The following is a 15,056-nucleotide window of genomic DNA, read 5'->3' on the forward strand; positions in this document are numbered from 1 at the left end:
GATTATCATTTATGCATTGTCAAGCCCTCTGGGTCAAGCTTCAGGCCATCCAGAAATGCGCGGTCGTGCGATACCACAAGTAACGCCCCCTGATATTGCAGCAGCATCTGCTCCAGCGCCTGCAGGCTGGCCAGGTCCAGATGATTGTCGGGCTCATCGAGCAACAGCAGTTGCGGCGGCGCCTGCGCATACAGTTCGGCCGCCAGCGCCACCTTCATGCACTCGCCGCCGCTGAGCAAACGGCTGGGCATGGTGGCGCGCGCGCCGGCAATGCCCAGCAGCGCCAGCCGCGTGCGCAGCTCGCCTTCCGGCAAGATGCTGTTGCGTTCCTGCAAGCGTTGCACGGCGCTCCGCTCGCCTTCCCGCAGGCCTGCGTGCTGGTCCAGCCAGGCCACCCGCGCATGGCAGCGCAGCTCGCCGCTGGCCGGTGCCAGCTGTCCGGCGATCACGCGCAGCAGGGTCGACTTGCCGCTGCCATTGTCTCCCGTCACGGCCAGGCGGCGCGGCCCGCTGAGCAGCAAGTTAATCGCGTGCGCCTGGCCATGCGGCAAGACCACGTCGCGCAATTCGAGCAGCAATTTACCATTCGGCACCAGGCCCTCGGGCGCCAGCAGCAGCCGTTCGACCTCGGGCGCGCAGCGGGCGCTGGCGTCCATCACGCGCTGCTGGCGCGCCTGCTGCGCCTCTTGCGCGCGCAGGCGCAGCTTGCCCTGGCTATCCTGGCTTTTCTCCTTTTTCGCGTCGAGCAGCAGCTTGCTTTGATTGCCTTCGCGGCCCTCGCGCTCACCGCGCGTCACCCGTTTATGTTGCCGTTCTGCCTGCTGCTGCGCCTCGCGCTGTTCACGTCTGGCACCGGCCTTTTCCGCTTGCAGGGCAGCAACGTAGCCGGCCTGCTCCAGTTCCCGCTGCTGCGCATACAAGGCGTAATTGCCGCCATAGCTGCGCAAGCCCTGCGGCGACAGCTCGACGATGGCATCGACGTGCTGCAGCAAGGCGCGGTCATGACTGACCAACAGCAAGCCGCCGGGCCAGCGCGCCATCTGCGCCACCAGGCGGGCGCGCTGTCGCGCATCGAGATGGTTGCTCGGTTCATCGAGCACCAGCCAGTCCGCCTGCGACAGCCAGGCGCCTTGCAAGGCGATGCGCTGGCGTTCGCCACCGCTGAGGCGACTCGTCGGCGTGTCGGCATCGACATGGCGCAAATCGAGCGCATCGAGCGCCTGGCGCAAGCGGGCGGGGGCATCCCAGCGTTCGCCCACCAGGGCGTAGTCGGCCTCGTCGATGCTGCCGGCGGCGATGCGCGCCAGCGCCGCCAGCAAGTCCTGCATGCCGGCGAGCGCCGCCACGGTGGGGTAGCGCTGCGGATCGAGCTCCTGCGCCACGTAATGCACGCTGCCGTCGCAGCGCACGGCGCCAGAAGACGGCTGCGCCTGGCCCGCCAGCAGACGCGCGAGAACGCTCTTGCCCACGCCGTTATCGCCGACGAGGCCAATACGTTGCGGGGCAAAGGCAAATTGCAAATCGGAAAACAGGGAGCGGCCATCGGGCAGCACGAAGGAAAGACGGTCGAGTTGTAGTAATGCGGGCATGGATACTCCTTGAGCAAGGCTGGCGAACCCGCGCGGCGCAATGCTGCGCTGGCGGGAAGGGCGAGGCCGTGCACAGCACGGCAGTATCAATGGCGCATGTCGAAGCGTCCTGGAGAAATGGGGAAGAAGCGACAGTGTAGCAGAGCAGGCTTGTCAGCGCTGGCCCAGGGTCGTGTCGCCAAACAGGTTCTTGAATTCGCGCGGCTGCGAGCGCCAGTACTGCGGTGGCGCCTGTACCTGTGCACCCAGCTGGGCCGCCGCATGCCAGGGCCAGCGCGGGTCGAACAGGATGGCGCGCGCCAGCGCCACCATGTCGGACTGGCCGTTGGCGATGATATCTTCCGCCTGCTGCGCCTCCGTGATCAAGCCGACGCTGATGGTGGGCAAGCCGCTATCGCGCTTGATGCGTTCGGCAAACGCCACCTGGTAGCCCGGTCCCACGGGAATCTGCTGCTGCGGCGAAATGCCGCCGCTGGAGACGTGGATGAAATCGGCGCCCAGTTGCTTGAGTTCCTGCGCGAAGCGCACGCTTTGCTCGATTTCCCAGCCGCCCTCGACCCAGTCGGTGGCGGAAAGGCGCACGCCCACGGCCATGCTGGCGGGCACGGCGGCGCGCACGGCTTCATAGACTTCCAGCGGAAAGCGCATGCGGTTATCCAGGCTGCCGCCATACGCATCGGTGCGGTGATTCGACAGGGGCGACAGGAACTGGTGCAGCAGATAGCCGTGCGCCGCGTGCAGTTCGATGCCTTCGATACCGAGCGCATGCACGCGCTGGGCGGCCGCGACAAAGGCGCCCTTGATTTGCAACAAACCCATCTCGTCGAGGGCGATCGGCACGGTTTCGCCGGGCGCGTGGGCGATGGCGGACGGCGCCACCGTTTGCCAGCCACCGTCGGCCAGGTGCACGCAAGCGCCGCCCTGCCATGGCGCGCGGCTCGACGCCTTGCGTCCCGCGTGGCCCAGCTGCACCACCAGGGGAATCGGAGCGTGGCGGCGGATCGCCTGCACCACGCTGGCCAGCGCAGCCTGATTCGCATCCGACCACAGGCCCAGGTCATCGGCCGAGATGCGTCCCTCGGGCGAGACGGCCGTCGCTTCCGTCATCAGCAAGCCCGCGCCGGACAGGGCCAGATGGCCCAGGTGGATCATGTGCCAGTCGGTGGCGTTGCCATTGTCGGCCGAGTACTGGCACATGGGCGCGATGGCGATGCGGTTGGCCACCTGCAGCGGCCCCAGTGCATACGGCGTGAATAGCTGGCTCATGGCGAACTCCGGAAAAGGGGAAGCACCGATTCTACTGCGCTTTGAAAAGCGCGGCTTACACCTGCTTACGTTTGATACAGCGCAAGGGCTAGCCTTGCGCAGGCGCGGCCGCTAATCTGGACACATCAATAACAGCCGCAATACCACCCCAGGAGAACACATGAACACGACGACCACCGCCAGCCGCATCCACCCCTTGATGGCCGGCGCCGCCATTTCCGTGACCGTCCTGTGCCTGGTAGGCGCGGCGTCCATCGCTGGCATCCTGCCCAATTCGCGGGCGAATGTGCCTGCCGCAGCGGCCGTACCTGCCGACGTGGCGGCCCTGGCAGCGCCTGTGGCCGCACCGGTTGCCGCGCCCGTCGTCGCACAAGCCGCCCCGGCACCAGCCCCGGCGCCCGTCGTGCACAAGCGCGTCGTGCACCACACGCAAGTGGCGCAAGCGCGTCCTGCCTACAATGACGATGGCTACCGCGACACAGCCTACCGCGAACCCGCACGCCAGCAGCAGCCAGTGCCTGCGCCGGCACCGGCACAACCGAACTACGTGGGCATCGGCACGGGTGCCGTTATCGGCGGCTTGATCGGCAATCAGGTCGGTGGCGGCCGCGGCAAGGCGCTGGCGACCGTGGCCGGCGTGATCGGCGGCGGCATGCTGGGCAATGCGGTGCAGAACCAGGTTGAGCAGCAACCGCAACGTTAATCGTACGGTCCCAGATAATCGAGCTTGCCCACGGCCACGCCATTGTTTCTCAGAATGGCGTGGACCATGGAGACGTGAAAATAGAAGTTCGGCAAGGCAAAGCTGAGCAGGTAATTGTCGCCCGAGAATTTCTTGCCCTCGTCAGTCCAGTTCAGCACCACTTCCTTCTGCGCGCTGCCGGCCATCTGGCCCGCGTTGACGCTGTCGATGTAGGCGATGGTGTTGGCGATGCGTTCCTGTAACTGCTCGAACGACGCTTCGTTATCCTCGAACTTCGGCGCCGGTACGCCGCTCAGGCGCTCGACCGACATCTTCGACGTATCGCTGGCGCGCTGCACCTGCGCCGTCAAGTCCAGCATGTCGGGCGCCAGTTGCGCGCCCAGTAAAATCTCGGGCACGATGCCATCTTCCTCCACATGGGCTTGCGCTTTTTCCAGCAGGGCCGAGACGACCCGCAAGCCGCGGATGAAGACGGGAATGGTTGCCTGATACATGGACACGGACATGGCGAACTCCTGATAGTGAACGATGAGTCAGTGTACCCGAGGCGCTGTTTTCCGGCCGCGCGCGCAATGCCACTCCTGTTCGCCAGCGCACCGAGCGGCCCAGTTACCCTTACTTGTCCAGATTCACCTTGCCGTCCGACGTGTGGCCGGGCTGTTCAACCGGCTCCTGCGGTAGTACTGGTTGCTGCTTTTCCTTGCGCTTGCCAGCGAAAAACTTGACGATGGCCGCGCCGCCGCCCACCACGGCCAGGAGCAGCACTTTCTTGAAGGCCAGCAGCAGCGCCAGCAACTTGCCAAACAGGCCCAGCTTGCTGGCCACGCCGCCCGCCACCAGCGCCGCCAGGCCGTATTCGGCCACCTTGTCCGTCTTGCTGTCGAAATCCGTGTAGCGGTTACCGTCGGTAAATTCCGTGAACGCCGTTACTTGCTGCATTTCTTTCTTGATCGCCTCGATCTGTTGCATGCTGGCGATCGCGTTCAGGTTCAGCACGCCTTCGCGGCCCAGCACGCGCACGTTGTAGTTCAGCGAGTGCTCGCCGCCATCGACCATCAAGTCCTTGGCCCAGTACAGCTTGTGCGTCTCCTTGGCATAGCTGGGTTTTTCCGCCCAGCCCATCAAATGGATGCCGGGATAACCCTGCTTCTTGCGCTCCGCGTTATTGTCCAGCACGGACGCCTGCATATCCTTGAGCAATTCGTCGTACTTGATGCTGTCCGCATCGTCATCCTTGATATGGCCTTCCTTTTCATACGTGACGATGACACCCCAGCTATCGCGCTCGAGCACGCTGGTCTTGGCGGGCACGATCATGCCCAGCGATACCATGCCCGGTGGATTGCCCCAGGCATCGACCAGCACCCGCTCGGCGTCCGTCGGCGACAAATAGCGGAAGTTGGCGGGTAAATCCAGGGTGGCGATGCCGCCTGGCAAAGTGATCTTGCCGCGTTGCAGGTACAACTGGGCAAGGAATTGCTCGGCCGTCATTTCCGGTGCGGCTGCCTTCTCTTCGGCAGGGGCGGCAGCCGTCAGGCCGGAGAGGGTCAGGCACAGCAAGGCTGTCAGCAGGCGTTTCAACATGATCGGTCCAAAAAAATTGCAAAGGGTAAATATTTTAAATCAATTGATTGCTTAATGGATAATTATTTCCGTACAGCATTTTTCTCATGAAAAAAGCGCCAGGCGGGAAATCCCGGCTGGCGCCTGAGGCGATACGATTACTGGACAATCAAGAAACGCGCACCACCATCAGACCGGCGCGCAAGCCCACGCGCACGTCCGGGTTGGGGAATACCACCAGCTCTTCCGCGTGCTGCACCGTGTAGACGTGCTCGCCATCGCTGGCGATCACGGCGTGCTGCGGCAGCGAGGTGAAGTTTTGCGTGCTGCGATCAAACGCCATGCGGAATTCATCGCTGTGCTTGATGATTTCCTGCGCCACCTTGAACACGTGCGGTTGCGCCTTGACGGGCTGCGCAGGCAGCCCACGCAGCAAGCCGTCGAGCGCCCGCGACACGTCGTCGAACAGGGACAAATCGTTCTGTCCCAGGGTGCCCACGCGGCCCAGCTCCACCGTGCTGGCGGCCGCACCGCAATGTTCGGCCGAATAATAGCTGTAGGTGCCGGCCGACTGCGGGTTCATGATGATGGCGCCGATGGCCGCCTGGCCCAGCCAGGCTATCAGCTGCGCCTTGGCGTCGTCGGCCACCAGGTCCGGCACGATGGCAAACGTGGGATACACGGAAGGCCGGATGGCCGTGTGCAAATCCAGGTGCCAGCGCACGGGACCGGCCGCTGCAAAGAACGCTGTTGTGGCGGCGATCATTTCATCGGCGCGCGCGCTTTCCGCCGCTTGCGCCAGGCTACCCCGCACGGGGCGGAACATGCGATTCAGGTCGGCGTCGATGAAACGCTTGCCGGCCCGGATCGCATCGACATTGCCCACGCAAACGAGCAGGTCGACGGCCAGCTGCGACGCATCGCGCGACAGCGCGTCGAGCAGATGTGCCAGCACTTCGATCGGCCCCGTCTCGTCGCCATGCACGCCCACCGAGACGGCCACGCTGGCGCGCCCCGCATCGGCCTGCGGCTTGACGACTTGCAGCATGCCCGGTGCTGGCAAGGCCACCGTGAAACCGGCGTTGGCAAACAACTGTGCCACACCGCTGAAATCGGCCTGCGCCAGCGCCTGCACGGCTGGCGGCAAGCCGCCAGCGCCCTGCCCAACTTGTCGTACTTCTTGCGTCATTACACCGCCGCTTCCACTGTCACTTTATTCACAGCCTCGGAGAGCGTCCACACGTCCAGCATGGCTTGCTCCAGTTCCGTCGCCGCCACATACGCCGACAAGCCCAGCGCGCCCGTCACCGCATCGACGGCCTGGCCCGCATTGCCTTGCTCGGCACGCGCCAGCACCTGCGTCAGCAGACGCTGTTGCGTGCGGCGCAGCGCTTGCTGCGCGTAGTTGCGCAACTGTTCCTGCGACTTGCCTTGTGCGGCCAGCTTCAGGCCACGCTCCAGCGTATCGATGCCCGCCTGGCTGCGCAGGGCCAGGCCCACTTGCAGGAAGGCCGCCAGGTCCATCGCCGCAGGACGCGGCACGGACAGGGCCGGGAACAGGAAGCCGGCGACGACTTCCAGCGCGTCGACCGCATCCCACGCCTGCACGAAGGCAGGCGTCAAGCCCGGCACCAGCGCCGCTTCAGACTTGATGCCAACGGCTTGCAGCAGTTCGCGCTTCGATTCCGCACCAAACAAGCGCGTCAGTTCGGCCAGGCCGGCGCCACGCAATTGCTCGGCCGGCACGGACAGCACACCAGTGATCATCGTTTGCTGCAGCACGCGCGTTTGCGCGTCGACCTTGATCGATACGGCACGCGGAATCGTCAAGGCATCCGCATCGAGCGCGTCGAAGACGGGCGCCAGATTCAGCGCCACCCAGGCCTGGCCCCATGCCAGAATCACTGCCGACTCGTCCACGCCATGTTCCGCCGCCAGGTTGCGGATCATCAGCGGGCCGCAGCGGTTGATCACTTCATTGGCCAGCACGGTCGCCAGGATGGCGTTGGCCAGCGGGTGGTCCAGCGCCGAACGGGTTTCCACCAGCAGCGACGGGAAGTACGGTTTCAAGACCGGTTCGGCCCACGTTTCGTCCGTCAACGGCAGGGCCGACAGAATGCGCTTGAAGCGGTTCTTCACGTTGGCAATCACCACCGCCAGTTCCGGCGTGGTCAGGCCACGACCGTCGCTCTTGCGGCGTGCCAGTTCGGCCACCGAAGGCAGTTGCTCCAGCTCGCGCGACAGGGCGCCTTCTTCTTCCAGGCTGGCGATCAGGGCGGCATAGCCATCCTGCACGGCGCTCTCGCTTTGCGCCTGCAGCTCGCGTACCAGCAAATGCGTCTGTTGCGTGTTGTCGCGCAAGACCAGGCGTTCGACGTCGTCCGTCATCGCATACAGCTCGCGGTTGCGTTCCGCTTCCGTCAGCTTGCCCGCATTGACTTCCACGTCCAGCCAGATTTTCACGTTCACTTCATGGTCCGAGCAATCCACGCCGGCCGAATTGTCGATCGCATCGGTGAAGATGCGCCCACCCGTCAGCGCGAACTCGATGCGGCCTGCCTGCGTCGCCCCCAGGTTGCCGCCTTCGGCCACCACTTTCACGCGCAGCTCATTGCCGCTGACGCGGATATGGTCATTCGCGCGGTCCTTCACCTGCGCGTGCGTCTCGGTCGATGCCTTGATGTAGGTGCCGATGCCGCCGTTGTAGAACAGGTCCACCGGGGATTTCAGGATGCGGTGCATCAGTTCTTCCGGCGCCAGCGAGGTTTCTGCGATATCGAGCGCGGCGCGGATCTGCGGCGACAGCTCGATCGTGCGCGCGGAACGCGGATACACGCCGCCGCCTGCCGAGATCAATTCCTTGTTGTAGTCGTCCCACGAAGAGCGCGGCAAGGCGAACAGACGCGCGCGTTCTTCGAACGAGACGGCGACGTCCGGTGTCGGGTCGAGGAAGATATGGCGATGGTCAAATGCGGCCACCAGTTTCAGCTGGCGCGACAGCAATACGCCGTTACCGAACACGTCGCCCGACATGTCGCCCACGCCGACCATGGTGATCGGCGTGGTGTTCAAGTCGTGGTCCATTTCATAGAAGTGGCGCTTCACGGCTTCGAATGCGCCCTTGGCCGTGATGCCCAGCTTCTTGTGGTCATAACCATTCGAGCCGCCCGAGGCAAACGCGTCACCGAGCCAGAAACCGCGCTGCACGGCGATGCCGTTGGCGATGTCCGAGAACGTGGCCGTGCCCTTGTCGGCGGCGACTACCAGGTAAGGATCGGCGTCGTCGAAACAGACGGTATCGACCGGCGGCACGATATTGCCCAGCGAACGGTTGTCCGTCACTTCCAGCAGGCTGGAAATGAACAGGCGGTACACGGCTTCGCCTTCGGCCGCGATGGTTTCACGCACGGCGTCCTTCGGCATCATCTTGCAGACAAAACCGCCCTTTGCGCCGGCCGGCACGATGACGGCATTTTTCACCATCTGCGCCTTCACCAGGCCCAGCACTTCGGTGCGGTAGTCTTCCATGCGGTCGGACCAGCGCAAGCCGCCACGGGCGACAGGGCCGCCGCGCAGGTGTACGCCTTCAAAGCGGCGCGAGAAGACAAAAATCTCGCGGTAAGGACGCGGTTCCGGCACCAGCGCCAGGCTGCTGGTATCGAACTTGAAGATGATCTTGTCGCCTTGTTGATTATTCTGGAAGTAGCTGGTGCGCAGGGTGGCGGCCATCAGGTCGGCCAGCGCGCCGAGAATTTCCTCGGTATCGGCATGGTTCACGGATGGCAGGCCGGCCTTGATGGTGGCGATCGCCTCCAGGGCGGCCGCGTGCTGCGCGTCGGACAGCGATGGATCGAAGCGCTGCAGGAAGGCGTCGACCAGGGCCTTCACATGGGCCGGCTGCTTGCGCAGGCTTTCGGCGATGTAGCGCACCGAGAAGCGGCTGCCCGTCTGGCGCCAGTAGCTGGTGTAGGCGCGCACCAGCTGCACTTCGCGCGTCGACAAACCGCCTTCGATGACCAGGCCATTCAGGCGGCCATCTTCGGCCGTGTCGTTGAACAGGGCGGCAAACAGTTCCTGCGCCACGGCGACGACGGATGGCTGCGCCAGTTTCGCCGCACTGGCGGCATCGACCGTCAGGCTGGTGACGAAATAACGCGTGCCGTCCAGTGGCGAAATCGAGAAGGCCTGCTCGCGATCGATCGCCACGCCAGCATTGTGCAGGGCCGGCAAGATGGCCGACAGCGGCGGCACCTTGTTGGCCGAATACAGGCGGATGGTGGTGACGGCACCCGTCTCGATGCGTACGGCCACGTGCGATGAATCGGTGTTGCGCAGGATGGTGTCGAGATCGCGGAAGGCGACGGCTGGCGCCGTGGCGGCCACGTAATCGAGCGGCAAGGTGGCGCAGAGTTTGCGCAGGCTGGTGCGCAGGGCCACGTCGGGCACGGCGTCGGCCACGGCGGCAAAGCCGTTATGCCAGCCATCGAGCACGCCCAGCAGCGGCTGTTCGATATCCGTTTCCAGGTCCAGCGGGTAACGGGCGGCGTGGGCGATCAGGTAGACGCGTGCCAGGGGGCCGTCGGCCACCAGGGTTTGCGTGCTCACATGCGTGGCGCCGGAACTGGCTTGCAGGGCCTTTGCCAGGCTCGATGCCACGCTGGCGCTGTAACGCTCGCGCGGCAGGTACACCAGCACGTTCAGGTGGCGCGCATACACGTCGCGGCGCGCAAAGACCTTGGTGCGCGGCTGCTTGTACAGCGAAACGACGGAACCGCATACTTGCGCCAGCCAGTCGAGGTCCGCTTCCAGCGCTTCGGTGCGCGGCAGGGATTCGAGGATTTCACGGAATTTCTCGGCGCGGAAGCCTTGCTGGCGCACGCCAGCCAGGCTCAGTACCTTGGCCACGCGGCCGCGCGCAAACGGCAGCGCTGCCAGCGGGGTGGAGTTGCCGGCACGGGTAAACAGGCCGACGAAGCAATGCTCGCCCAGGATCGCGCCTTGCGCATCCATGTCGCGCACGCCGATGAAATCGAGCTGCTGGTCACGGTGCAAAGTACCCGCCACGTCGGCCTTGACGATGGACAGCGCCGATTCGCGCTTGGCCAGGGTGTCGAAGTCGCCGGGAATATTCGCCAGGCAGGTGCTGTAGACGGGGTGTGCCGTATCCTGCAGCACGCCGACGCGGCTCGGGATGTCGCGTTCGAGTTCGCGCACGCCCGGCTTGACGCGGTAGTACGCATAGCCGAACACTTCAAAGCCGCCGCTGCGGGCCCATTCCAGGAAAGCGGCGACTTCCGCGCCTTCTTCGCCATGCTGGGCGGCAGCCACGGCGACGGAGGCCAAGCGCTCGCCCATGGCGGCAGCATCGCGGCGTACGACGGCGGCGTCACGCGCGACCATCTCCAGGGCGGCGACCAGCGCGGCCAGGGCTTCCGGCGCCAGCTCTTCGTCAAGCAGCACCAGCACATACGATTCGAGCGGGTCGCCCGGCTGGCGCACCGCTTCGACGCTGCCGTCAGCGGCGCGGCGCACAGGCAGCACGGTATTCATCACGCCACGCACGGCCAGGTGCTGGCGGCGCATGGCCATGACGATGGAGTCGACCAGGTAAGGCATGTCTTCGTTCAGGATCAGCAAGGCACTCGCCATGCCGCCACGGCCATCGGCATAACGCAGGGTGGCGATTTGGCAGCCGCTACCGGTGCGCTTGGCAGCTTGCGTAAAGCCGTCGACCAGCACGGGCGCCAGGCTGTCGGGCGCGATATCGGCCAGGTCTTCGGCGTCGAGCGAGTCGAGCCATGCCTGCACCAGTTGTACGACAGGCGCTGCCGCCTTGTTCGCATTGCCAGCCGCGTTAATCAGCTCCAGCGTTTGTGTACGCAAATCTTGTGGCGTGTGATTCATCTTGCATCTCCATTACGGTAATGTGAATGTCCAACGCTGTCGTTCGGGCTTGTGGCTGGGCGGCAGCGGTGTCAAGAGACGGGGGTCGCCCGTCCAATTCTGTCTGTGCTACGGATAGTCTGTCTCGGATTTTTTCTGTGTGTTTTCTATCGCCTACAAGTCGTACAATCCAGGTAAGTTGAGGATGATCGTCAATTCTTCAAGCGCCGCATGCACTTCCAGCGCCAGCTGCGGGTCGGCCAGGTCGCCCGGCTCCAGGTGGTCGCGGTAGTGTTTTTCCACCCACTGCACCAGCCGATGGTACAGCGTTTCCGTCATGATCACGCCCTGGTGCATGGCGCGCGCTTCGGTTTCCGTCAGGGCCACGCGCAAACGCAGGCAGGCGGGCCCGCCGCCGTTGCGCATGCTCTGGCGCAGGTCGAAATGAATCAGTTCATCGATGGGTCCACCGCTGGCCACCAGGCCTTCCAGGTAGCGCGACACGGCGCGGTTTTCCTGGCACTCCTGCGGTATCACCAGCGCCATCTTGCCGCCCTCTTTCGTCAGCAACTGGCTGTTGAACAGATAGCTGGTCACCGCATCCTGGATCGGTACCTGGCCCGTATCCACGCGCAGCGCATCCAGCTGCGCACCGGTGGCGGCAACGGCGCGGTGCAGCTGCGACAGGCTCTCCTCTTCATCGGCAAACGCCTGCTCGTGATAGAACAGCACATTGCCATTGCCGACGGCGATGACGTCGTTATGGAACACGCCCTGGTCGATCACGTCCGGATTCTGCTGCACGTACACGCTGCGTTTTGCATCGAGGCCATGCAGGCGCGCCACGGCTTGCGACGCTTCCAGGGTCTGGCGCGCCGGATAGCGCTTCGGCGACGGCGCGGATGGATCGAACTCCACCCGACCATACACGAACAACTCCACCGATGGCGCGCCGTGGTTGGCACCCAAACGCGTGTGGTTGGCCGCGCCCTCATCGCCAAAGGCGGGCGTCGACGGCAGCGCGTCATGCACGGCGAAGTGTTTTTCGTCACTGAAGATGGCGCGCAGGCTGCGTGCCGACTGCGCGTGCTCGAAGGCGCGGTGCAGCTTGTTATTCAGGTTGGCGGCCGTAAAATGCACGCGGCCATCCTGCGTGTCGGCCGACGGGCTGACCGTGGCGGCGTTCGCCGTCCACATGGGCGAGGCCGAATAGGCGCAGGCCAGAATCACAGGGGATTCCTTGTAGGCGCGCGCCAGCACCTCGGCGTCCGTGCCCGTGAAACCGATAGCGCGCAGCAGGCGGAAATTGGGGCGGTCCTGCGGCGGCAGCAAGGCTTGCGCAAAGCCGCGCGCGGCCAGCGCACGCATCTTGGCCAGGCCCTGCAAGGCAGCCTGCTTCGGATTCGAAGCGCTTTTCACATTGCTGAACGAGGCCACATTGCCGAACGACAGGCCGGCATAGTTATGCGATGGGCCGACCAGGCCGTCAAAATTGTATTCGCGCGTGCTGTGCATGGTTATTCCTTAAAAATTCAGGCCGGGCGACAGCTTGGCCGGCATCTCCAGCGCGCTGTTCTCGATCGACGCGACCGGGTAGGCGCAGTAATCGGCAGCGTAATAGGCGCTCGGACGGTGGTTGCCCGACTTGCCGATGCCGCCGAACGGCGCCGTGCTGGCCGCGCCCGTGGTCGGGCGGTTCCAGTTGATGATGCCGGCGCGCGCGCGCGTTTGAAACAGGTGCCACAGCGCCGCATCGTCGGACAGGAGCGCGGCGGCCAGGCCGAATTCGGTGGCGTTGGCAACCTTCAGGGCTGCATCGAAATCGGCCACGCGGATCACCTGCAGCAGTGGGCCGAACCACTCTTCGTCGGGAATGCCGGTGGCAGCGGTAACGTCGACGATACCGGCCGTGACAAAACCCGCTGCGGGATTCAACTGGCGCATCTGCAGCAGGGTGGTGCCGCCCTTGGCAACCATGTCCGCCTGCGCCTGCACCAGGCGCGCGGCCACGGCAGCCGACACTACTGGGCCCATGAAGGGTTGCGGCTGCGCGTCGGACGCACCGATGCCCAGCTTCGCCGCCACTTCCACCAGGCGCGCCACCAAGGCAGACCCCGCAGCGTTATCTTGCACTACCAGGCGGCGCGCGCAGGTGCAGCGCTGGCCGGCCGACACAAAAGCGGAGAAGATCGCGTGGTGCACGGCGGCGTCGACATCCTGCACATCCCATACGACCAGGGCGTTATTGCCACCCATTTCCAGCGCCAGCATCTTGCCCGGCTGGCCGCCGAACTGGCGGTGCAGGCTGATGCCCGTCTGGCAGGAACCCGTAAACAGCACGCCGTCGAGGTGCGCATTGGCACCCAGGGCCACGCCCGTATCGCGCCCGCCGTTAACGAGGTTGACGACGCCATCCGGCAAGCCGGCCTGCTGCCACAGCTGCACGGTTTTCACGGCCGTGCGCGGCGCATATTCGCTGGGCTTGAAGACAATGGTGTTACCGGCGATCAGGGCCGGCACGATGTGGCCGTTGGGCAGATGGCCGGGGAAGTTATACGGGCCGAAGACGCCGAACACGCCATGCGGACGGTGGCGCAGCACGGCGTCGCCATCGGCGATCTTGCTTTGCGTGATGCCCGTGCGCGCGTGGTACGACTGCACCGAGATATCGATCTTGTTGGCCATGGTGGCCACTTCCGTGCGCGACTCCCACAAGGGCTTGCCCACTTCTTCCGAGATCAGCAGCGCCAGCGCTTCCGCATGAACTTTCAGCAGTTCGCGAAAGCGCACGCAGATGGCGATGCGTTCTTCGACGGGCGTATCGGCCCATGCTTCGAACGCCGCGCGGGCGGCCTGGCAAGCCTCTTCGACCTGCGTTGGCGTCGCTTCCAGGCTGGCCCAGGTCTGCTTGCCGTTCGATGGGTCGACGGTGAGCAGTTCACGGCCCGTGCCTGGCAGCCAGTCGCCGTTGATGAAGTTCGATTGCGTGGTATTCACATTAGACATGGGGATGCTTCCTCGGGTTGAGTGACAAGGTGCGCACGGTGTCGCCGTTATGGCAACGCAGCAGGTGCAATTCATCGTCATCGAGCGCGATCTTGCCGCTGTGCGGATTGGCGCTGGTAACGATCATGCGGAAATCTTTCAGGTCGGTGTTCGACACCAGGTAAGGCTCGGCCTGGGCAAGGTCACCGCAGACTTCAGGTGCTGCCTCTGCGTCGAGTATGGCCGGCATGCTGTCGCGCATGGCGCGCAGTTCGGACACGCGCGCCTGCAGCACGGGACCGGCGTCGAAAATATCGACATAGCCTTCGAAGTGCAAGCCTTCCTGTTCCAGCAGGCGGCGCGCGGGCGCCGTGCTCAGATGCACCTTGCCGATCACTTCCTGCGCCTCGTCGGGCAGGTAGGCCACGTACATGGGCTGGCGCGGCATCAGTTCGGCGATGAAGGATTTCTTGCCCAGGCTCGTCAAGTCGTCGACGTGATGGAAATCCATCTTGAAGAAGTGGCGGCCCAGGCCTTCATAGAACGGCGAGCTGCCGTCCGGCGCCTGGTAGCCGCGCATTTCGGCGATCAGCTTTTCCGTGAACAGGTGCGGGAACTGGGCGATGAACAGGAAGCGGCTTTTCGACAGCAGCTTGCCGTTGTTGCCGCTGCGGTAATCGGGGTGCAGAAACAGCGAGCACAGCTCCGTGCTGCCCGTCAGGTCGTTCGACAGGTACAGCGTTTCCATGCGCGTAAACACGTCGAGCTCGCGGCTGGAATGCACCAGGGTGCCGATGCGGTAGTTATAGAACGGCTCTTCCAGGCCCACGGCGCCCTTGATGGCGCACACGCCGGCCAGGCGGCCCGTATCGGTATCCTCCATGACGAACATGTAGTCGCGCTTTTCGGGCGCGATGGTTTCGGCGAACGAGGCGCAGGCGATGGCCAGGCGGTCGCCCAGCATTTTCATGTCCGGCTTGAGGGTGGTCATGCCGGTGCCGACCTGGCTGGCCAAGCCGTACAGGGCGTCCAGGTCAGAAGCGTTGATGGCGCGTACTACTAGCATA

General features: G+C 64.5%; 10 protein-coding genes. 1 reads left to right on the forward strand and 9 read right to left on the reverse strand.

The window, feature by feature from the left end; translation table 11 throughout:
- Positions 1-5 precede the first annotated feature (5 nt).
- The gene (locus ACP7EG_RS13670) at positions 6-1,589 is read right to left on the reverse strand and encodes an ABC-F family ATP-binding cassette domain-containing protein (protein ID WP_426088015.1); all 1,584 of its coding nucleotides are present in this window, start codon (positions 1,587-1,589) and stop codon (positions 6-8) included.
- Positions 1,590-1,742: 153 nt separating this feature from the next.
- On the reverse strand, positions 1,743-2,855 hold the full coding sequence (locus tag ACP7EG_RS13675; protein ID WP_426088016.1) for an NADH:flavin oxidoreductase/NADH oxidase: 1,113 nt from the start codon (positions 2,853-2,855) through the stop codon (positions 1,743-1,745).
- Positions 2,856-3,015: 160 nt separating this feature from the next.
- On the opposite strand from ACP7EG_RS13675, the gene ACP7EG_RS13680 reads away from it, so the two are divergent.
- Entirely contained in the window at positions 3,016-3,558 is a 543-nt protein-coding gene (locus ACP7EG_RS13680) for a glycine zipper 2TM domain-containing protein (protein WP_426088017.1), read from the forward strand.
- On the opposite strand, the gene ACP7EG_RS13685 is transcribed toward ACP7EG_RS13680, so the two are convergent.
- From ACP7EG_RS13685 to astA, 7 genes are all read right to left on the reverse strand, one after another.
- Complete coding sequence (locus ACP7EG_RS13685; RefSeq protein ID WP_086138669.1) at positions 3,555-4,064, reverse strand: DUF1993 domain-containing protein; 510 nt, start codon at positions 4,062-4,064, stop codon at positions 3,555-3,557. The genes ACP7EG_RS13680 and ACP7EG_RS13685 overlap by 4 nt on opposite strands.
- Before the next feature lie 109 nt (positions 4,065-4,173).
- A complete protein-coding gene (locus tag ACP7EG_RS13690) occupies positions 4,174-5,142 on the reverse strand; it encodes a DUF2167 domain-containing protein (protein ID WP_426088018.1) in 969 nt (322 codons plus the stop codon).
- Between the two features lie 148 nt (positions 5,143-5,290).
- Positions 5,291-6,310 (reverse strand): succinylglutamate desuccinylase, encoded by a 1,020-nt coding sequence (locus ACP7EG_RS13695; protein ID WP_426088019.1) that lies wholly within the window; start codon positions 6,308-6,310, stop codon positions 5,291-5,293.
- A complete protein-coding gene (locus ACP7EG_RS13700) occupies positions 6,310-11,025 on the reverse strand; it encodes an NAD-glutamate dehydrogenase domain-containing protein (protein WP_426088020.1) in 4,716 nt (1,571 codons plus the stop codon). Before ACP7EG_RS13700 ends, ACP7EG_RS13695 begins: the two co-directional genes overlap by 1 nt.
- A 153-nt stretch (positions 11,026-11,178) precedes the next feature.
- Positions 11,179-12,519, reverse strand: a complete 1,341-nt coding sequence (gene astB, locus ACP7EG_RS13705) for an N-succinylarginine dihydrolase (protein WP_426088021.1) — start codon at positions 12,517-12,519, stop codon at positions 11,179-11,181.
- A 9-nt stretch (positions 12,520-12,528) separates the two neighbouring features.
- The gene (astD, locus tag ACP7EG_RS13710; protein WP_426088022.1) at positions 12,529-14,010 is read right to left on the reverse strand and encodes a succinylglutamate-semialdehyde dehydrogenase; all 1,482 of its coding nucleotides are present in this window, start codon (positions 14,008-14,010) and stop codon (positions 12,529-12,531) included.
- The gene (astA, locus tag ACP7EG_RS13715; RefSeq protein WP_426088023.1) at positions 14,003-15,055 is read right to left on the reverse strand and encodes an arginine N-succinyltransferase; all 1,053 of its coding nucleotides are present in this window, start codon (positions 15,053-15,055) and stop codon (positions 14,003-14,005) included. Before astA ends, astD begins: the two co-directional genes overlap by 8 nt.
- Between the last annotated feature and the right edge of the window lies 1 nt (position 15,056).

The sequence above is a fragment of the Janthinobacterium sp. PSPC1-1 genome (assembly GCF_049897625.1).
In the GTDB taxonomy this organism is placed as follows: Bacteria; Pseudomonadota; Gammaproteobacteria; order Burkholderiales; family Burkholderiaceae_D; genus Janthinobacterium; species Janthinobacterium tructae.